Origin of the sequence: Desulfovibrio sp. UIB00, from assembly GCF_022508225.1 — a bacterium.
In the GTDB taxonomy this organism is placed as follows: Bacteria; Desulfobacterota; Desulfovibrionia; order Desulfovibrionales; family Desulfovibrionaceae; genus Desulfovibrio.
The window spans coordinates 24,646-43,824 of record NZ_JAETXJ010000010.1 but is presented as its reverse complement, the minus strand read 5'-3'; the positions used below and the strand labels follow the sequence as shown (position 1 = coordinate 43,824).

The window sequence follows — 19,179 nt, the reverse complement described above, 5'->3', positions numbered from 1 at the left end:
GGGCACCCGCTGGTGTGTATGTAAAAAATAAGAAAAGCCTGATGCTTCTATCGTTCGGTGCGGAAGCCCGGGTACGGATTTGACTTGCCGCAATACCCCGTCACCTCAGAAACAAGAGCCGCTTCCCGGCGATCAGCATCCACTGGGCCATTGGGTAACGCGATCTATAAAAATACTGTCACGCACAAGACACGGTGCCGGGGGCTTGCTGGTAGATGCTCTGTCCCGCCCCAAAGTAGTTTTCGTAGATATGGGCGTATGTCTTCACCCGTTTGTCCTTTTTCAGGTCGGGCGTGTAGGCCATCGGCAGCTTGATGTAGAAGTCCCGGATGGTTCGTTCCACATCAGCCTTGGTCTGGGTCTTCAGCCGCCAGTCCAGCACCAGTTTTTCGGCTTTCAGCTTGGCGAGAAGATCCTTGGCAACCTTTTTGACCTCGCCTTTTTCTTTGTCGCTCAGTTCCGGCTCTGGCTGTGTCAGCAGGTCGAAAATGGCCAGTTCCTCCTCGGTGAGGTTCTCTCGGTGTGACCGTTGTTCCTCGTCCGTCAGGTTCTGGGCAAAATCCATCAGATCCTTGAAGAATGCCTCGAGGTTATGGCTGGAGGCATTGTAGCTGTCGATCAGCTTTTTGAACGTCTCCATGAAGTCGATCCGTCCCTTGTTCTCCCGAACCATCTTCTCCAGTTTTTTCTCGATTTGCCCCTTCAGTTTTTCGGTCTCGGTAGCTTTCTTACCCATCGCGAACTTTTGTTGGAGAGCGGCAAAATCGATCTGCGAGAGGTCGATCAGGGCTTCAGCCGCCGGGCGGTCCCCGATGCGGTATCCCTCGGTTGCAATGGAGTCATCCAGCAGAGCGTCCAGGTCGCTCATCACCCCGGAGATGTCAGGGGTAGGGCGCAGTGCCTTGATCATTGCCCCGAGGTAAGCCACCAGAACAGACATGGGGGCGTAAGCGTTGGCCTCGGCATCGGGAAGGATCGCCTTGAAGGTTCTGGCCACCTGACCAGCCATGAGCAGGTATGCCTTGACCTTGTCTTCCCCGGCTTCAAGGATCACATCCATGGCTTTTTGCAGGGCTTCCAGGCGATTTTCCAGCGGGGTGCTTACAATCGCCATCAGGTCAATGCCCATACCCGCGCAGAAAGCTTCCGCTTTTTTCAGCAGCTCCTTCAGTTGTGCCACCAGAGCCGCCTTGTCCTTGATGGGCATCTGCCCCGGCTGATTGGGTTTGGCGTAGATGCGCAGGGCATCCTGAAGATTACGGAAGATACCCACATAATCGACGATCAAACCGGCACTCTTGCCCGGCGCCACGCGGTTGGCCCGAGCGATGGTCTGCATCAGGGAGTGGTTCCGCATCGGCTTGTCGAGGTACAGGGTCGAGCAGGTCGGCACATCAAAACCTGTAATCCACATGGCACAGACGAAGACCAGACGCAGGGAACTGTCGGGGTCTTTGAATTTTTCGTCCAGGTCCTCGCGCAGCATACGCTGCCGGTGCGGAACGATATCCAGCCCCTTGGCCTTGAGGTCTTCAACTTCGTTCTGGCCTTGCGACACAATCACGGCCATATCGGTGCTCTGCATGACCATGATTTTATCGGCGAGCACTTCTCTGGCATCCCCGGCGGCTGTTTTCATCTGCTTTTGCAGATCAGCCAGCTGTTGCTTCCAGAGGGCTTGCACCTTGTCGTACATCCGCACAGCCGTGGCCTTGTCGATGCAGATCATCATAGCCTTGCCACGATAGCCTCGACCGAGAAAATGCTTCACCAGATCGGCGGCGATGGTCTCCAGCCGCTCATTGCGGGTAATCAGGTGGTACTCGCGGGCAAATTCCCGCTCCAGCTTCTTTTCCTGAGCTTCGTCCAGTTCAGCCTTTTCAAGGAGATTTTCGATATCCCTGTTCAGGTTTTCGTTGGTGATCTGAAGTTCCGGCGTGCGGTTTTCGTAGTAGAGCGGCACCGTGGCCCCATCCTCGATGGATCGGGCAAAGTCATAGACCGAAACGTAGTCGCCGAATACTTCGCGGGTACGTTCTTCCTCCCCGGCAATCAGCGGTGTCCCGGTAAAGCCGAGAAAGGCGGCGTTGGGCAGGGCATTGCGCATGTTCAGCGCGAAGATGTCGTACTGGCTGCGGTGGGCTTCGTCCGTGATTACGATGATGTCGCTGCGGTCCGAAATCTGCGGGTAAGCCACGCCTTTGTCCGTGTGGAACTTCTGGATCAGGCTGAAGACGTAGCGGTGGTCCTGCGACAGCAGCAGTTTCAGGTTGTCCCCGCTGCTGGCCTGTACTTCCGCCCCCGTGATTGCCCCGGTTGCCGTGAAGGTCTTGTAGATTTGATCGTCCAGTTCGGAGCGGTCAGTGACGATCACAAAGGTCCACTTGCCGGGCAGGGTGCGAAGAATCTTCTGGGTGAAGAACACCATGGAGAGGCTCTTTCCGCTCCCCTGCGTGTGCCAGAATACGCCGAGCTTTTTGGCGGCTTCCGCATCCCCGGCTTCCCGCAGCATGATCATCTGGGCAATGGCCTTGTTCACACCCAGGTACTGGTGGTTTTTGGCTACCTTTTTGATCAGGCCACCGCGCGCCAACTCGAACAGGGTGAAGTTCTCCACAATGTCAAGCAGTCGCCGCTTGTGGCAGAGCCCGCGAATGGCGGTCTCCAGACCAGTTGAACCCGCCTCGGTTTCATCATCAATCCGCCGCCATTCAAAAAAATGTTCCCAGGGGCTGGTCAGGGTGCCCACACGGGTTTGCGTGCCGTTGGACAGCAGAATGAATGCATTGGGATGGAAGAGCTGCGGGATGCTCTGCCCCTTGTAGTCCTTCAGGTTGTCGTCATAGGCGGACTTCAGGGGAACATGCGGGCCCTTCAGTTCGATGAAGATCAGGGGCATCCCGTTGACAAAGCCGAGCAGGTCGCAGCGGCGCTTGTACATCTCCCCAGACACCCACATCTGCTGGGCAAGGAAGAAGTCGTTGTTCTCTGGGTTGCTCCAGTCAATGACAGAAAGTTCAACCGTCTGCGGGTTGCCGTCGTCGTCTGCAATCTCCACCTTCACCCGGTCCCGCAGCAGCTTGTAAAAAGCCTGATTGGCATTGACGGGAATCTGCGTGGAGCGATCCTCTGTCAGTTGTTCGATGGCCTGATCATAGGCAGTAGCCGGATAGCCGGGATTGATGCGCTCCAGCGCCTTGCGAAGACGAGGCGCAAGGATGACCTCGGCGGCAGACGTGCGGCCTTCCGTGCCGTTCGGCCCGAAGGCCTCGTTGTAGAGGTTGGCCGTCTCCCAGCCAAGGGATGCAAAACAGCTGATTGCGTGTAGCTCGACCAGGGGGAGTTCCCCGTAAGTGGCTAATACTTCCTTGGCTGTGAGAGTGTGAGTCATGCCGTGATGACCTCCTCGGGTTCGGGCAGGGAAGAAACGTCGAGTTCGCCGGAGATAAGCTTGGGGAGCAGGAGGTCGCGGGTGGCGCGGAGGTTGGCGTTCTTTCGGGAATAGTTCAGTACCGTCGCATTCATTGGCTGAACAAGGCTCTCGAAACGAGATAACAGGTCAATACTTGGAAGAAGCACAGGATGATGCTTGAGTTGCGGCCCAGTCCAGCTTGGGAATGTCGATCCGCCTGTTTGAGCCAAAAGTATGGGTAGCTGATGCATGAACATCTGATCCACAAAGCACTGCCAAGTGCTCTTGATCGCGCAGACGCCTCTACCCAGGCAATACACACCGTCACTCTTCACATATTTGCCTGTGGTTGAGCCTCTCACGCAAACAATAAAATCTCCGGCGGAGCAAAGCTTTGTCGGTGCAGTGGTCCATTTAACACACATAGTGAAGCGATCACCAAACTCCGCAGGGCCGTTAATTAACGGAATCCCATCACCATCTGTGTTGTAGCTCTCTCCTTTTGGCGACAGGCCCATCGTGACCGTTGCGATATCCTGTAGAGGAAGAATCGACCACCCCTCCGGGATCAACCCTAGCTCCGACTCCACCATTTTTACCTGCTCATGGCCCGGAAAACGGAAGCGGACAAACCACTCCTCGTAGATTCGCCGGGCCATTTCCTCAAGGATGGCGATCCGCCGCGTGTTGTTTTCGATCAGGTCGTCGTAGGCGGACAGGACCGAGGCGATGCGAAATCGTGTCTTGGGAAATGGTATTTCAAATCCCATAATCGTATCTTTTGTGAGATTGGGAAACGTCCCACCTCCAGCCAGAACCAGCAAATTTTCAAGTCGCCAGTCGATGCAGTACGTAATGAACTTCGTCTCTAAGGGCGTTTGCCCTCTTATAGCGCACACTCCGCGTCCCAAGGAATATTTTCGATCCGCCCGGTTCATTCGACCAGTGGTCGATCCTCTCACGCAAAATAGTAAGTCCCCAGCTTGGCACTCTCGCTTTGAGCCCGTGGTGAAAAGAGAACAGCTTGGATGCGACGATCCAAATTCCGTAGGGCCGTTAAGCAGGGGTTCTCCAATTCCTTCGTTGTTGTATGTTGAGCCATCTGGTGACTGCCCCATTACGACCGTGCCCACTTGGTCTAGGCGTTTTCGCATGGTTGACCTACCTATCCGTTAAGCAGAAATGCTACGTTGGCAGCAATCTTTTCTTCCAACGCTCGTGCCGCAGTATTCAGCTCCTCCAACTCCTGACTTAGGGTCTCCAATCTTTCGACAAAATCGAAATCGTCTTCTCCTTGATCCGCCACCCCAACATACCGCCCCGGATTCAGGCTCCAACCTTGTGCTTCAATGTCCGCCCGCGTGGCAACCTTGCACATTCCGGCGACGTCCTGATAGGCACCCTCAGGGAAATGCTGCTGGAGCATCTCCTGACTACCTGCACCAGTTTCGACCGCCTCACCACGCCACAGGCGCACGATGTTGGAGAGGAACTCGATTTGTTCCGGCAGAAAGTCGCGGATTGCCCGGCTGACCTGCCGATAGATGCTCCGCGCATCGATGAACAGCACCTGATCCTTGCGCTGGCCGTTGGCTTTCGCCTTGTCGAAGAACCACAGGGTGCACGGCAGGGTCACGGTGTAGAAGAAGTTGGAACCGACCGAAACGATCACATCCACGCCGCCGCTCTGGATTAGCTTTTTGCGGATCTCCAGTTCCGCTCCCCGCGCGTCTCCCGCCGAGTTCGCCATAACAAAGCCAGCGCGGCCCGTTTTGTTCAGGGCGGTGTAGAAGTGCTGAATCCAGAGGTAGTTGGCGTTGTCCGTGGTCGGGATGCCAAAGGGGAACCTTGGGTCATCCTTCACGCGCTCTTTATCGACACCCGAGACGTTGAAGGGCGGGTTCGCCATCACAAAGTCGAACCTGCCAAGCGCCTTGTGCGGGTCTTCGTAGTAGGTGTTGGCTTCCCGGATGTCCCCAGAGATGCCATGCACCGCAAGGTTCATTTTGGCGAGTTTCACCGTGTCGTTGGCCTTCTCGGTGCCAAAGACGGTGAGTTCTTCGCTGGCGCGCTTGTTGCGGCGCTGTACGAAGGCGGCACTCTGAACAAACATACCCCCGGAACCGCAGGCCGGATCAAAAATTTTGCCGTGGAAGGGTTCAATGATCTCGACGATCAGTTTGACGATGCTGGTTGGCGTGTAGAATACGCCGCCCTTTTGCCCTTCAGCCATTGCGAACTTGCCGAGGAAGTATTCGTAAATTGTCCCGAAGGCGTCACCTTCGATTTCCCCGAGGCTGTCCATCAGGCGCAACAACTCGATCAGAACGGTATTGGGGAGCTTGGCGTAGGAGCGGGGCAGCACGCCCTTCAGTTCTTCGTTTTCCTGCTCCACAGCCGCCATGGCTTCATTAACGGCTTTGCCAACGTCTTGCCCTTCTGCCAATGCCAGCAGGTAGGAGAAGCGGGCATTGTCAGACAGGTAGAGCGCTCCCTCCGCCTGATAGTCGAATTTCTCGATCTCGGAAGCGTCCAGCCCCTTCTCGATCAATGCGGCTTCAGCTTCCAGAAATTTTTTTTCCGCGTAGCGCAAAAAGATCAACCCAAGCACTGGATTGGAAAATTCGGCGGGCTTCAGCCCGGTGTTGGCCCACAACTGGTCGGCAGCAGCCCAGAGGCGGGATTCAATTTGATTGAAATCGATAGTCATTTGATGGTCTGCAAATTTGTAAAAGTGGTTAGATGCGTCAATAGGTTACCAAGGAGCCTAGCAGTGAGGAGGGGGCCGGGGCAAGCCAATCAGTTGATAAAATTGACCCCAATTACCCCTTCATACTCCTCCATAACCTGAAATAGCGGGATAGGAGCGGGATAAAACACATAGAAACAGAAAAAGCCCTCGCGGCTATTAGCTGCAAGGGCTTACTTTCTTTTGGCTCCCCGAGACGGACTTGAACCGCCAACCTAGTGATTAACAGTCACCCGCTCTGCCAATTGAGCTATCGGGGATCGTTCAGGCAAGGAAGTGTTTACGGAAAATCAGGGGCAAGGTCAAGCGAAAATTGCAAAAAAATTTCGATCAACCCTTGATGCACCGCAAAAGCTTTTTCTGGTAGCGCTCCGCCTCGCTGTAAACGCAGCCGCAGTAGGGCTGGCGGTAGAGTTCCATGGCCTTTGAGCGGTCTATGCCTTCCTGCCAGTCTGCGCGAAAATCGCGGTAGGCAAAGCCCGGTGCGCCCTGCTGGGCCGCCAGTTGTTCGCCTGCGGCCTTGATGACCTCATGGGGCTGATAGCGCGAGTAGAGCAGGCTGCTGCTCACCCAGGCAAAGCCCTGCTGCCGCGCAAAGGCAAAGGCGGCCTGCATGCGGCTTTCGCAGCAATAGGCGCAGCGGGCGGGCGGGGTATCACGCCCTGCCACAGCGCGCAGCCAGTTGGTGATGTCCCATGTTTCATCGGCGTAAATAATCGGCACGCCCAGATGTTCAGCGCATTGCCCGGCGGCCTCGCGGCGGCGCAGATATTCTGCCAGCGGCTGGATATTGGGATTCATGAACCATGCGGTTACGGCAAAGCCTTCGTCCAGCAGCCGCGTAAGGGGCATGACGGCGCACGGCCCGCAGCAAACATGCAGCAGCAGGCTGTTGGCAGGCAGGGGATTAACGGGCGCAACAGTAACGGAGCCTGCCAGAACGGAGTCGGCGGGAGCAGTGTCGGCGGCGGAGTGCTGTGCAGAAAAAGCAGCCGGGGTTTCCACCCCGGCTGCCGTGCCATATTCTAAGGACGAACCATTATTTCCAGACATTTGCCATAATCCTGCTCAATCTCACGCAGGGTGTCGCGCTTGTGGTTCAGCAGATACAGGGCCAGTTCCGGGCTTGCCGGATATACGCATTTTTCCTTGGGCTCGGCGCTGACCATACGGCGCAGTTCGCGCAGGGCCTGCAATGCCTGCCACTCAATATTGCGGCGCATGCCTGTACCGCCGCAGGCGGGGCAAGGTTCAAGCGAGATGGCCAAAGCCGAGGAGCCAGTGCGCTGACGCACCAGTTCCAGCAGGCCAAAGGAACTCATGCGGGCTACATCGTGCCGGGCACGGTCGTTCTTCATGGCTGTGCGCAGGGTTTTTTCCACTTCAAGCACGTGCTTTTTATCGCGCATTTCAATGAAGTCGATAACCACCTGACCGCCGATGTCGCGCAGCTTGAGATGACGGGCAATGGCTTCGGCGGCTTCCATATTGGTTTTGTGCGCCATGGCCTCAAAGTTGCCTTTGCCGGAAATCTTGCCCGAGTTGATGTCGATGGCCATGAGGGCTTCTGTCTGGTCAAACACCAGACGCCCGCCAGAAGGCAGCAGCACCTCGCGCGAATAAATTTGCTCCAGCTGGCGGCGCAGATTAAAGCGCTCCCACATGGGCGTGCGCATGTCGGTGTGCATCCGCACAATATCCTTGCGGCGGGGGAACAGCAGGTTCACCGTATCGCGCACGCTCTGCGCCACTTCATCATTATCAACCCAGATTTCGCACACGTCCTCGGTCAGATAGTCGCGCACGGCGCGCTCTGAAAGGCCCGGCTCCTGATAGATAAGGGTCGGGGCGGAAACCTCGGTGGCTTTTTTGCGGATATCGCGCCAGACACGCTTGAGATACTGCAAATCGTTCTTGAGCGTGGTTTTGGTGGTTCCGGCGCTGACCGTGCGCACAATAACGCCAAGCCCCTGACCGGGGTCAATGCCGTTCATCATTTCGCGCAGGCGCGAACGCTCCTCGTCATCGTCCACCTTGCGGGAAACGCCGATCTGATCCTGCCCCGGCGTAAGCACAAGGAAGCGCCCGGCAAGGGAAAGCCAGGTGGTCAAAAACGCGCCCTTGCTGCCGGTGGGTTCTTTGACCACCTGCACCAATACTTCCTGACCGGCTTTCAGCACCTTCTGGATGGGCGGAAATTTCTTGCCCTTGGAGGGTTCGTGGTGGGCCAGCCAGTATTCGGGATGCACCTCGTCAATCTGGAGGAATCCGTTCTTGCCCGCGCCGTAGCTGACAAAGGCGGCCTGAAGGTTGGTGTCGATATTGTGGATGACACCCTTGTAAATATTGCCCTTGATTTTGCGCTGGTGCAGCATGTCCAGATAGTATTCCAGCAACTGACCGTCTTCAGCCAGGGCTACCTCTACCTGTTCGCCGGGCAGTACGCTGATGAACATGCGCCGCTTGCCCTTGGGGGCTTCGGCAGGAGCCTTGCCAGCATTGGCGGCAATGGCGGGCTTGTTGCTCTCAGCGGGTTTGCTGTTTTCGGCAGGCTTGCCGTTTTCAGGCTTGTTCTGCTGCTGTTGCTGCTGAGGCTTGGCCTGTTTTGTGGGCTTGTTCTGCCTGGGGGCGCTCTGTCTGGAGGCGTTCTGGGGGCGCGTATCCTGCGCACGGCTGGCCTGTTCCGGTGCGTCATCGACCAGATCAAGAGCCTCGTCATCATCGTCGAGGGGGGCTGTGCTGGCCTGATCCTCGGCGGTTTGCGCGCCTTCCTGCCCGTTCAGTTCTTTTTTACGGTTGCGGCCACGCCCGCCACGACGTCCACGCCGATTCTTGCGGCGCGGGCCATCCCCGGCAACAGTCTCGCCGGTGGCAGAGGCCGTGCCGCTTTCAGCGGCCTGTTCCGCACCCTGTTCCGCCTGAGCGGCGGGTGCGCCAGCTGTTTTGTCTGTGGGCTGACTTGTGGTCTGGCTCGCGTTCTGGTCGGCAATCTGTCGGGGGCTTTGACCGCGTTCCGCTACGGGGGCGTTCTGGCGCGGCGCTGCCTCTGCGGGCTTGTCTGAAATTTGTTCCGGCGTCTGTTTTGCGCTCTGGTCTGCTGTTTTTGCAGGGGGTTGAGTCGCAGGGGCAGGGCTTGTGAGGGCCGCAGCAGCCGCAGGCTTGTCTGTTGCGGGGCTTGCGGTCTTGGGGGCTACGTCTGCAGGTGTTGCGTCAATTTTCGGAGCAGTTGCCTGAGCTGTGTTTTTTACACTGCTTTTTGCCGCTACTTTTGCGGGCCGGCCTTTGGGAGCCTTTGCGGCGGGCTTTTGGGGCGCGGCTTCCTGCTTGGAACCATCAGACGTTTCGACCGTTTTGGCCGTGAGTGTGGCTTCCGGTGTGTTGGCTTCTGCTGCCTTGGCCTTGCGGGGCGTAGCGGCGCGGCTTGAAGTGCTCGCCCTGCCCGAAGTTTTGCTCGCAGTTTTGCCAGCAGTTTTGCCAGCAGCCTTGGGGGTCTCAGCAGCCGTGGCAGCGGCTGACTTGGGCGCTACGGCATCTGCCGTGCTGCCAGAAATTTCTTTGGAGGCGTCAGCCGTTTTTTTAGCTTTGGCGGTAGTCGTCTTTGCTGTTTTGCCCGCGCTGCGGCCTGCGGCCTTGGCGGTTGCGGCGGCCTTGGGCGCCGTGGTCTTGGATGAAGCTGATTCGGCCTGGGGGGCCTTGGAGTCGGAAGCGCCCTTAGAATCAGAAGAATCTTTGGCGACCGTGGATTCGGAGGATTTGGACGCAGCCTTGCCGGAAGCTGTTTTGCCAGCGGCTGGCTTGGCGGCTGGTTTGGCCTTGCTGCGTGTTGTGGTTGAACGTTTGGGTTTGGAAACTTCCTGCGACGATGCATCCGTGGCTGGCTGTGAAGCGGCCACGGGGGTGTCTTGGTCTATGGTCATGAAAATCCTTTTGCTGCGGGGCGCTGGGCCTCCGCGAAAATTTCAGCCAGCATGCCATGCACTTACGGGAATGTGCCGTATTTGCTCCGCCGCAGCGCCAACAAGGCGCGCGAAGGCGGCAGCATGCTAATCCGCTTTTTGGAGAGTACGTTTTTTTTGAAAATATGCAAGCGGGCAAGGGGCGGGCGGGAAAATGAGCGCAGCGTGAACGGCATCTTGCCGATCTAACATCCTGCGGAGGCAGAAGAAAAGCTGCGGGGGAGTGCGCGGGGCAGGGGCCGCATCCGCCGGATCACATCATTGCAATGCGTTCCGGCAGATGCGGCAGGCAAAAATCAGTCTTCAAGCATCTTGAGTTCGGCGGAGAGCTGGCCCGAATTGGAGCGCAGCAGCACGTAGCCGCCCTGCGCCAGCATGCCGGGGTTGACCACTAGGGTGCGGCCCACGCGGTCCATGGCGCGCGATTCGTGGATATGCCCGCACAGGCAGATGTCCGGCTGGGCTTCTTCCAGAAATTCGCGCACGGCTGTGGAGCCCACATGGATACCGCCGGGGATCATGTCGCAAGCGGTATCCTTGGGCGGATTGTGCGAAACAAGCACGCTGTGCGGATAATGGCGGGCTTTTTGCCAGCAGGTTTCAAGCCACGCGGAAAATGCGGATTCCGGAAATTCGCTCGGCGTGCCAAAGGGCGTAAATGTGGAGGCTCCAACGCCAAAAATGGCGATTTCGGGCGTAAGCTCACGGGTGACGGCGTGGAGGTTCCAGCCTTTTTCGCTCAGCCACTGGTCAACTTCAGGCCTGTCCATGTTGCCGATCTGGGCCATCACGGGGATGTCGTGGACGCACAGGGCGTTCATGACCTGCTCTGCCTGCTTGACGCCGCCGGTGATGGTCAGGTCGCCGGTAACGATAATGCCGTCAGCCTGCGAGAGTTCCGGTATCTGGGCAAAACGTTCAGGCTCGTCGTGGATGTCGCCCACGGCGATCCAGAGAAAATCCTGAGAGTCGGCGCTTGGCATGGTGTTGTTTCCTTTGTTACAGTGGCGCAGGTGTTGAGAATGCCACACATTGCACCACAAGGAAAGTGCCGCTTGCCCTCCAATGCCACGTCCCCCGTGCCTGCGCCGCCCACTCAACCAGCGCATCAGCCAGATGCTCCGCCAAAGAATCCGGCGGGCAATCTTTCTGCCGTGCTGCCCGATGCTATGGCTCAGGCCAGAAACGATGTGCGTAAAGTTATGCGCCGTCTGCGGGCGGAGCAGTCGCCCCAGTTGGCCGAAATCCGCAGCGAGGCGGCGCAAAACAGGCTGATGGAATCCGCCCTGTGGAAGAATGCCCGCTCCGTGGCTCTCTATGTGGGTGTGCGGGGCGAGCTTGGCACGCAAGCCCTGCTGCGCGCGGCATGGCAGGCCCATATGCTCGTGTGGCTGCCGCGTGTGCGGCGCAGCGAACCTGGATTTATGGATTTTGTGGCGTGCAGCGGCCCGGATCAGTTGCGGCCCGGCCCCCTGGGGCTGCTTGAACCGCACGATTCCCTGCCCGGTTTCGGGCCGGAAGCTGCGGGCGGCAGTGGCGCAGGGGCACACCCCCTTGCCCCCGACCTTGCGCTCCTGCCCGGCGTGGCCTTTGATCTCGCTGGCGGGCGGCTGGGCTATGGGGGCGGCTATTACGACCGCTTTCTGGAAAAAGGATTCACCTGCCCCCGCGTGGGTCTGTGTTTTGAATTTCAGCTTGTGGAATCCCTGCCCCTGGCCCCCTGGGACCAGCGGGTCAACTATATATGTACTGAAGAGCGTATGCTGTGGCTGTAAGCTATATCCCCTTTGTTTTCCCCGGTGTTCCGCAGGTGCGTTGCGCCTTTCAGACCCGCGCCGGAGGCGTGAGCCTTGGCGAATTTGGCGGCGGCAACATTGCTTTTACCGTGCAGGATAACCCCGAACACGTCATTGCCAACCGTCGCAGCATGCTGGAAGGCCTGCGCCCGCAAGGCATGACCGCCTGGGCCGAACTGATGCAGGTGCACGGCGACGGTTTTGTTTTTGAGCCGGAGGCCGTGGCCTGCGAAACGCCCGTCACGGCGGAAGGCGACGGCATGGCCACAGCGCGTCCCGGCCTTGGCCTGCTCATTAAGACGGCAGACTGCCAGCCCATCCTCATTGCCCACAAAAGCGGCGCGTACATCGCCGCCATGCATGCGGGCTGGCGCGGCAACCGCTGCGATTTCCCCATCACGGGCGTGGCCCGCTTCTGCGAGCGTTACGGTCTTGAACCGTGCGATCTGCTGGCCGTGCGGGGGCCCAGCCTCGGGCCGGGCAAGGCGGAATTTGTCAATTTTGACAAGGAGTGGGGCGCTCCCTACCTGCCCTGGTTTGACGCCAGCAGCAAAACCATGGATTTGTGGGGCCTCACGCGGCACCAGCTGGAGCGGGCGGGGCTTTTGCCGCGCAACATCTACGGGCTGGACATCTGCACCGCCAGCAACAACGATCAGTTTTTCTCCTATCGCTGCGCCAGACGCTCGGGCCGTCAGGCCAGCCTTGTGTGGATAGCAGCCTGAGCCATTGACAGGCCGCAAGGCCGCGCCTAGAGTGTTGGCGGCATTGGTAGCCGGGCAGACCGGCTTGAAAAGGGAATCCCGTGAAAAACGGGAGCGGACCCGCCGCCGTAAGGTTCTTAACCTTGCTCCATCTTGCGCCACTGGAAACGGGAAGGCCGGAGCAGGGGAACCAAGCCGGAAGACCTGCCATGCCCCAAGGTGCGCAGTCATGGAATGACGGCACCACGGTGTGGCATTGGCCGCCCCACGGCAACGGGTTTTTGCCGGCAGGACAGAGGAAATACGGGCCTCTTCCACCACGAGTGGAAGAGGCCTTTTTTATGCCCGCGCAACGCAGGCCGCCACTGGGCAAGGGTCTGACCCCTGAGGTCAGCCAACGCTTTGGCCCGCGTTTGCCCCCGCAGGCTACGGCCAGAGGGCTGGCATGACCAGAACGACCGAGTCTTCTCCTTCCTCCTATCCGCAATCCCGCAGGCTGTGGCCGGTTTTTACCGGTCTTGTGGTCGTGTGGCTTGTTTCGCTGCCGCTGGCCTGCTTGCCTGGGCCTGTGCCCTTGAGCGCGCAGAGCGTGTTTCGCGCTTTGGCGGCATTGGCAGGCTTTGCGCCCGCACCCGATGATCCGGCCCTGACCGGAGTTGTGGTGAGCATCCGGCTTGCCCGGGTGTGTCTGGCCGCCCTGTGCGGCGGCGCTCTGGCTATGGCCGGGGCGGCATTGCAGGGCGTGTTGCGCAATCCGCTGGCGGATCCTTTTACTTTGGGCATTTCCGCCGGAGCAGCCTGTGGGGCCAGTATGGCTATCGCCCTTGGCGGGCCGCTGGTGGTCATGCTGGGGAATATTCCGTGGCTGGGCAATGTGCCGGGGCTGGCTGGCTTCAGTCATGCCGGGCTGGTGGCCCCTGCGGCTCTGATCGGCGCGCTGGCGGCCCTTGGCTGCGCACTGTGGCTGGGGCGCGGCGACGGCGCGTTCAGCCGGGAGAGCGTTATTCTTGCGGGCATTGCCGTGGCCGCTTTTTTGGGGGCGCTGGTGGCCCTTGTGAAGGCCCTTAACGAGGAATCCGTAACCAGTATTGTGTTCTGGATCATGGGGTCCTTTCAGGGCCGGGGCTGGAGCAGTCTGCCCCTCTTGCTGGCAACTCTTGTGCCTGGATTGCTGGCAACGGCCTTTGGCTGGCGCGCCCTGGACGTGCTTGCCCTTGGCGATGAACAGGCCGCTCAGACTGGCCTTGATGTGGGCCGCGCCCGCCTGTGGCTGCTGGCCGGGGCAAGCTGCATGACCGCTGGCTGCGTGGCCGTGGCCGGGGTGATCGGATTTGTGGGGCTGGTTGTGCCCCATGTGTTGCGCCTGCTGCTGGGCTGGGGGCACGGCCCCTTGCTGACTGCGGCCTTTTTGGGCGGCGGGGTGCTCTTGGTCTGGGCGGATGTGCTGGCCCGCTGCGTGCTTTCCGGCGGTCAGGAACTGCCCGTGGGCGTGGTCACTGCCTTGCTTGGCGGGCCGTTTTTTGCCCTGCTGGTGCGGAGGCGCTGATGCTGCGGCCTGACCAAGATATTCGCCATGAGGGGCGCACGGCGCCGCCTGTGCTGCGTATTGCCGGGCTGCGCGCCGGATACGGCGGGCAGAGCGTGCTGCACAAGGCGGGCTTTACCCTGCACGCCGGGGAGTGCGCCGCCCTGCTTGGCCCCAATGGCAGCGGCAAAACAACGCTGCTGCGCGCCCTTTCTGGGGTGCTGACGCCGCAGGCTGGCGCCATTGAAATTCAGGGGCGTCCGCTGGCGGCGTTGAAGCCGCGCGAGCGCGCCCGCATGGTGGCGGTGGTGCCGCAGCGAGGGCAGTTGCCGCAGGGCCTTACCGCACGGCAGATGGTGCTGCTCGGGCGTTTTGCCCACCTTTCGTGGCTTGGGGCCTATGGGCGGGAAGATTATGCCGCAGCAGACCGGGCGCTTGAAGAAACCGGAGCCGCGCCGCTGGCGCAGCGCAGGCTCACAGAACTTTCGGGCGGCGAGCTGCAAAGGGTTTTGCTGGCCCGTGCCCTTGCGCAGGAAAGTCCGCTCCTGCTGCTGGACGAGCTGGCCGCAGGGCTGGACTGGGCGCGAATGGTTGATCTGTTCGACCTGCTTGAACGCCGCCGCGCCGCTGGAGCCTGTGTGCTCATGGCAGTGCACGACTGCAATCTGGCGGCCCTGTATGCCACGCGCCTCATGGGGCTGCGGGACGGAAACCTGGTTTTTGACGGGCCGGTAGCAAAGGTTTTTACAGAGGAGAATCTTGGTGCGCTCTACAACATACCCATCTGCGTATTGCCCCACCCCCAGTGGGGACTGCCTCAGGCCTTGCTTGCCAGTGCAAAAGGTCCATGGAGCGGGAAAAAATCTGCTGTCCCGGCAGTCTCTTCTGCTGAGTCTGACCTATTGTCTGGCCCTATGCATGGCGCTCAGTCCGATTCTGCTTCCGGCAGAGGCGCAGGCGGCTAATTCTGAAAACAGTGAACGCAGTGATTCCGCCCCCATTGTCATCACGGACGACACGGGCGCAACCGTAACCTTTGCCCAACCCGTCAAAAGGGTGATCGCCCTGTACGGAGCGTTTAACGAGATTTTTCTGGCCCTTGGCGCTGGCGACCTGCTGGTGGCGCGCACCGCTGCCGACGGCAACCTGCCGGAGCTTGCGGCCCTGCCAGCTATTGGTACGCACATGCGTCCCAATGCCGAGCTTGTGCTGGCGCAGCAGCCGGATGTGGTCTTGCAGCTTGAAGGCCGCAGCGAAGCACAGACCCAGACCGAAAATCTGCGTTCCTTGGGGCTGAACGTACTGACATTTGAAGTAAATTCTTTTGAGCGGCTGTTTGAGGTTACGGAAATCCTGGGGCGGCTTGCCGGGCGCGAGGATAGGGTCCAAACCATCGTAAACGGCTGGAAGAGGCGTGTGCAGGCATTGCGCAGCCGCAATGCTGGCAAGCCCGTGGCGCGCGTCTTTTACGAGGTGCGTTATCCCAATCTGCTGGCTGCCGGACGCGGCGGCATCAGCAGCGAGATACTGGCCCTTGCCGGGGGCGAAAACGTGGTGAGCGACAGCAAAAAGCTGGTGCGCTACAGCGAGGAAGCCCTGATCGCGGCAGACCCGGATGCGTACATTATTCAGAAAGGCCCCATGAATCCTGAGCCAACGCCTCTAGCGGAGCGCGATCATTACAGGAATTTGCGCGCCCTGCGCGTTGGGCGCGTGCTCGTGGTGGACGAAGATCGTTTTGCCCGCCCCGGCCCCCGCGCCCTGGATGCGGCGGAAGAGCTGGACAGCTGGCTGCACCGCTGATCCCACTGATCCCATAAATATTTCAGAGCATTGTAAAGAGAGCAGTTAATGAACGGAATTCTCTATGGCGTAGGCGTCGGCCCCGGCGCGCCCGATCTTTTGACCCTGCGGGCAGTCAGGGTGCTGGGCGAGGTGGATGTTATCCTTGCGGCAGCCTCGCCCCGCAATGATTTTTCAGCGGCGCTGGACACGGCGCGCCCGCATCTGCGGGCCGATGTGCGCGTGTTGCGGCTGGAATTTCCCATGACGCGCGACCGCGCCGTCTTGCGCGAGGCGTGGCGCGTAGCAGCCCAGACAACCAGAGATGTGCTGGAAAGCGGGCAGAGCGCCGCCTTTCTGACCATTGGCGATCCGCTGGTGTACAGCACGTTTGGCTATCTCATGCGCACCCTTGGCGAATGCGCGCCGCATCTGGCGGTGGAGGTCATTCCCGGCATCACTTCCTTTCAGGCGGCAGCTGCCCGCACCCGCACCGTTTTGTGCGAAAACGGCGAGACCTTGCGCATCATACCGGGCATCAACAGTCGGGAGAGTCTGGAAGACTCATTGCAACAGAGTGATACGGCTGTGATTCTCAAGGCCTATCGAAATTTGCCCGCCATTGCGGAAGCCTTGGGCGCAACCAACAGGCTGGAGTCGTGCGTGCTGGCGAGCCATGTGGAGCAGCCAGCGGAGAAGGTCTGTCAGGGACTTGGCGGGGCTTGTGCTGCGGGTGAAACTCCGCCCTATATGTCGTTGATTCTGAGCCGTAAGCCCCAGGCGTAGCCCTGTGGCAGTGTAGGGGGGAGAGGGTAAGAAAAGGCGGGAAGAATTGGTGCGTGGGTGAGCCTGTCAGGCGCATTTACGCAAACCCGACTTTTTTGGCCTGACTGCGTTAAAGTCCTGTTTTTGATGCTCACGTACTTGAGTACGCTGCGCTCAAAAACAGGACTTTTCCTTGTCAGTCCAGAAAAATGCGTATTTTGCAAATTCGCCCAACACCAACCATCGCCTCCGCTTTGCTCCGGCGAGTTTAAGGAAGGCGACTCCACGACCAGCTTTTGATGGAGGGCAGCTCTTTCTGAATCGCAATTCATTCTGCTAGTTATGACCGAATGGAACTTGCCATTTACGCGCATAACTTTCCTATATCGCGTAGTTTTTTTGTTGTGGTTAGCCTGGGCTTGGAGGTGACTGAAAACCCAGAATCCGTGGGGAAAGAGTACGAAGCCATTTCCTAAACGAGCGACTAGATCAGTGGAATTTGGCTGAAGCGGATACTGGTCGAAGCGAAGGCGTCCTCTGGCATTTACGCGGCGCGGAGGGAGATCACCTGAGCGAGCGCAGCGAGTGAGGGAAGCTCCCGCAGCTATAGCCGCGTTGCCCTCGCTGTTTTGCGGAAGCTGAAAACCTTTCTTAGGGGGTGCTTCGGGGGGGATGCAAGGGGGGCCGAGAAGGGGGCGTAGCCCCATAACCGGCCCCGCCTTGCTGCGCGCCGCACAGGCGTCCCAAACTCCGCCGGACGGCGGAATCCCGTGCCCAGAGGGCAGAAAAGATAAACTTAGTGCCTCTCGGGCGAGGCTGGGCCGCGCAGGCGTCCCAACTTCGCCGGACGGCGGAATCTAACGCTTGACCGGCATAAACAGATCAAAGGGCATACTCGGATTCCAGTCCGCAGGGTACAATTCAAAGCAGGGGGCCTGCTCGTTCAGTTTCCATTCCTGCTGCCCGCCAAGCCATGTCTGGTACATGAACATGTATCCCGCACCGATGCTCTCCAGATTCGGCACAGTGCAGCGGGCGTAGGAGCCGAACGGTATGGCGGTGGTTTCAATGCCTGCCGGAATCTGTTCGTCAGCCTCAACGGCGGCCCAGTAATCAAAATCCTGGGCATTGAGCATGACGGAAACGCCGTAGCTTTCCTTGCCATAAATTTTTGGCATTTGCGGGCAGAAGCTCTGCCATAGGGTTGGACAATCTTCCTTGGCTTTTGCCATGTTGGTACACACCTTGATGCCCATAAGCTGCTTGGCCGGAAAATCCACAACTTTTATTTCAAATCCGTTCATAGGTACTCCTTGCGGGGATATATTGTGTGTGGAGGCAGCATGCTCCTGCTGGCGAAAATTCGCTCGACTTTTTTTGCGCTTCTGCCCACCGTGCCCCTTGGCGGCCAGAACCGAGATGGGAGAATACATGGAAACACTTACCTACCAGCAGCGTATAGGCCTTGTGCTGCGCCACATTGAGCAGCACCTTGATGACAGGCCAAACCTGGAGGAACTGGCGCGCATAGCCTGTTTTTCGCCCTACCATTTTCACAGGATATTTTCATCCATGGTGGGCGAGAGCGTTGCGGCATACGTGCGCCGTTTATTGCTGGAACGCGCCGCCATGCAGCTTGGGCATTCCCCTGAATCTGTCACCCAGATAGCCCTTGGCGCGGGTTATGATAGCGTGGACGCCTTTACGCGGGCTTTCCGGGCGCATCTGGGCATGCTGCCCTCTGAATATCGTCGCCGGAAGGGACATCTGGAGGTTGCCCGCAGACGCGATCTGACGCGTCCCCTGTTTTATCATGAGATGGCCGGCCTCCCGGCCATGGAAGTGCGTATCGAAACGTTTGCGCCGCGCCTGGTGGCTGCCGTACGGCATACAGGGCCATATGACGAGAGTTTTCCTGCATGGGAAAAACTGTGCGGCGCGCTGGGGGCCAACGGCCTGCTTTCTGATGCCTCGGTGGCTTACGGCGTGAGCTACGACAACCCGGACATCACCGCGCCTCAAAAGTGCCGCATGGATGCCTGCGTCAGCCTGCCGCCGGGAATAGCGGAAAAGAGTTTGGAATTGTGCACCTTGTCACAGAATGAGGATATTTTTTTGCGGCATATTGGCGGGGAACAGGAATATGCCGCGTTGCGCATCAAAGGGCCGTACTCCCTGTTGCATCCGGCCTACAGATCGCTGTTTGGCATGTGGTTTCCGCAGAGTGGGCGCGAGCCGTATAATGATCCGGGCTTCGAAATTTACTGGAACTCACCGCAGACGACCCCTCCTGCAGACCTGCTGACGGAAATCTGCATTCCGCTCAGACCGGTTGATAAGTCCTGATTTGCCGAGCGGCCTGTGCATATGTTGGTGGATACTGTGATAGTAATTGGGTTGGGTAGCTAAACAAAGGATTGTAGCATGTTATATGGAAAATATTTTTAATTACTTTTGCTGATAACCTAAAATGTTTAAAGACTATGCCGA

At 58.9% G+C, this 19,179-nt stretch carries 14 protein-coding genes, 1 tRNA gene and 1 riboswitch; of the genes, 7 read left to right on the top strand and 8 right to left on the bottom strand.

Annotation, left to right across the window (positions count from 1 at the left end; all coding sequences use genetic code 11):
• Positions 1 to 178: 178 nt before the first annotated feature.
• The 7 genes from JMF94_RS13590 to JMF94_RS13560 form a co-directional block, all read right to left on the bottom strand.
• The gene (locus tag JMF94_RS13590) at positions 179 to 3,391 is read right to left on the bottom strand and encodes a type I restriction endonuclease subunit R (protein WP_240825747.1); all 3,213 of its coding nucleotides are present in this window, start codon (positions 3,389 to 3,391) and stop codon (positions 179 to 181) included.
• A complete protein-coding gene (locus JMF94_RS13585) occupies positions 3,388 to 4,566 on the bottom strand; it encodes a restriction endonuclease subunit S (RefSeq protein ID WP_276612932.1) in 1,179 nt (392 codons plus the stop codon). Before JMF94_RS13585 ends, JMF94_RS13590 begins: the two co-directional genes overlap by 4 nt.
• Before the next feature lie 11 nt (positions 4,567 to 4,577).
• Positions 4,578 to 6,122, bottom strand: a complete 1,545-nt coding sequence (locus JMF94_RS13580; protein WP_240825745.1) for a class I SAM-dependent DNA methyltransferase — start codon at positions 6,120 to 6,122, stop codon at positions 4,578 to 4,580.
• Positions 6,123 to 6,345: 223 nt separating this feature from the next.
• Positions 6,346 to 6,421, bottom strand: a tRNA-Asn gene (locus tag JMF94_RS13575).
• A gap of 70 nt (positions 6,422 to 6,491) precedes the next feature.
• A complete protein-coding gene (locus JMF94_RS13570) occupies positions 6,492 to 7,214 on the bottom strand; it encodes an epoxyqueuosine reductase QueH (protein ID WP_240825743.1) in 723 nt (240 codons plus the stop codon).
• The gene (locus tag JMF94_RS13565) at positions 7,187 to 10,078 is read right to left on the bottom strand and encodes an Rne/Rng family ribonuclease (RefSeq protein ID WP_240825741.1); all 2,892 of its coding nucleotides are present in this window, start codon (positions 10,076 to 10,078) and stop codon (positions 7,187 to 7,189) included. Before JMF94_RS13565 ends, JMF94_RS13570 begins: the two co-directional genes overlap by 28 nt.
• A 335-nt stretch (positions 10,079 to 10,413) precedes the next feature.
• The gene (locus JMF94_RS13560) at positions 10,414 to 11,100 is read right to left on the bottom strand and encodes a metallophosphoesterase (protein WP_240825739.1); all 687 of its coding nucleotides are present in this window, start codon (positions 11,098 to 11,100) and stop codon (positions 10,414 to 10,416) included.
• 39 nt (positions 11,101 to 11,139) lie between these two features.
• Here JMF94_RS13560 and JMF94_RS13555 point away from each other — a divergent pair, with 39 nt between their 5' ends.
• The 6 genes from JMF94_RS13555 (at position 11,140) to cobI (ending at position 16,710) form a co-directional block, all read left to right on the top strand.
• Complete coding sequence (locus JMF94_RS13555; RefSeq protein WP_240825737.1) at positions 11,140 to 11,892, top strand: 5-formyltetrahydrofolate cyclo-ligase; 753 nt, start codon at positions 11,140 to 11,142, stop codon at positions 11,890 to 11,892.
• The gene (locus tag JMF94_RS13550) at positions 11,883 to 12,638 is read left to right on the top strand and encodes a polyphenol oxidase family protein (protein WP_240825736.1); all 756 of its coding nucleotides are present in this window, start codon (positions 11,883 to 11,885) and stop codon (positions 12,636 to 12,638) included. Before JMF94_RS13555 ends, JMF94_RS13550 begins: the two co-directional genes overlap by 10 nt.
• 27 nt (positions 12,639 to 12,665) lie before the next feature.
• Positions 12,666 to 12,844, top strand: a riboswitch (cobalamin riboswitch).
• A 218-nt stretch (positions 12,845 to 13,062) separates the two neighbouring features.
• On the top strand, positions 13,063 to 14,163 hold the full coding sequence (locus tag JMF94_RS13545; RefSeq protein ID WP_240825735.1) for an iron ABC transporter permease: 1,101 nt from the start codon (positions 13,063 to 13,065) through the stop codon (positions 14,161 to 14,163).
• On the top strand, positions 14,163 to 15,107 hold the full coding sequence (locus JMF94_RS13540; RefSeq protein ID WP_240825734.1) for an ABC transporter ATP-binding protein: 945 nt from the start codon (positions 14,163 to 14,165) through the stop codon (positions 15,105 to 15,107). Before JMF94_RS13545 ends, JMF94_RS13540 begins: the two co-directional genes overlap by 1 nt.
• The gene (locus tag JMF94_RS13535; protein ID WP_240825733.1) at positions 15,061 to 15,945 is read left to right on the top strand and encodes an ABC transporter substrate-binding protein; all 885 of its coding nucleotides are present in this window, start codon (positions 15,061 to 15,063) and stop codon (positions 15,943 to 15,945) included. The genes JMF94_RS13540 and JMF94_RS13535 overlap by 47 nt, the downstream gene beginning before the upstream one ends.
• 48 nt (positions 15,946 to 15,993) lie before the next feature.
• Positions 15,994 to 16,710 carry a precorrin-2 C(20)-methyltransferase gene (gene cobI / locus JMF94_RS13530; protein ID WP_240825732.1) on the top strand — a complete coding sequence of 239 codons (717 nt, stop codon included), beginning with the start codon at positions 15,994 to 15,996 and terminating at the stop codon, positions 16,708 to 16,710.
• Positions 16,711 to 17,546: 836 nt separating this feature from the next.
• Here cobI and JMF94_RS13525 read toward each other — a convergent pair.
• On the bottom strand, positions 17,547 to 17,993 hold the full coding sequence (locus JMF94_RS13525) for a GyrI-like domain-containing protein (protein ID WP_240825731.1): 447 nt from the start codon (positions 17,991 to 17,993) through the stop codon (positions 17,547 to 17,549).
• A gap of 127 nt (positions 17,994 to 18,120) precedes the next feature.
• Here JMF94_RS13525 and JMF94_RS13520 point away from each other — a divergent pair, with 127 nt between their 5' ends.
• Entirely contained in the window at positions 18,121 to 19,035 is a 915-nt protein-coding gene (locus JMF94_RS13520) for an AraC family transcriptional regulator (protein WP_240825730.1), read from the top strand.
• Positions 19,036 to 19,179 lie beyond the last annotated feature (144 nt).

Coding starts and splice junctions, on each gene's coding strand:
- JMF94_RS13590 (WP_240825747.1), bottom strand. CDS start 3,391: ATGACTCACACTCTCACAGCCAAGGAAGTATTAGCCACTTACGGGGAA.
- JMF94_RS13585 (WP_276612932.1), bottom strand. CDS start 4,566: ATGCGAAAACGCCTAGACCAAGTGGGCACGGTCGTAATGGGGCAGTCA.
- JMF94_RS13580 (WP_240825745.1), bottom strand. CDS start 6,122: ATGACTATCGATTTCAATCAAATTGAATCCCGCCTCTGGGCTGCTGCC.
- JMF94_RS13570 (WP_240825743.1), bottom strand. CDS start 7,214: ATGTCTGGAAATAATGGTTCGTCCTTAGAATATGGCACGGCAGCCGGG.
- JMF94_RS13565 (WP_240825741.1), bottom strand. CDS start 10,078: ATGACCATAGACCAAGACACCCCCGTGGCCGCTTCACAGCCAGCCACG.
- JMF94_RS13560 (WP_240825739.1), bottom strand. CDS start 11,100: ATGCCAAGCGCCGACTCTCAGGATTTTCTCTGGATCGCCGTGGGCGAC.
- JMF94_RS13555 (WP_240825737.1), top strand. CDS start 11,140: ATGCCACACATTGCACCACAAGGAAAGTGCCGCTTGCCCTCCAATGCC.
- JMF94_RS13545 (WP_240825735.1), top strand. CDS start 13,063: ATGACCAGAACGACCGAGTCTTCTCCTTCCTCCTATCCGCAATCCCGC.
- JMF94_RS13540 (WP_240825734.1), top strand. CDS start 14,163: ATGCTGCGGCCTGACCAAGATATTCGCCATGAGGGGCGCACGGCGCCG.
- JMF94_RS13535 (WP_240825733.1), top strand. CDS start 15,061: ATGGCGCTCAGTCCGATTCTGCTTCCGGCAGAGGCGCAGGCGGCTAAT.
- cobI (WP_240825732.1), top strand. CDS start 15,994: ATGAACGGAATTCTCTATGGCGTAGGCGTCGGCCCCGGCGCGCCCGAT.
- JMF94_RS13525 (WP_240825731.1), bottom strand. CDS start 17,993: ATGAACGGATTTGAAATAAAAGTTGTGGATTTTCCGGCCAAGCAGCTT.
- JMF94_RS13520 (WP_240825730.1), top strand. CDS start 18,121: ATGGAAACACTTACCTACCAGCAGCGTATAGGCCTTGTGCTGCGCCAC.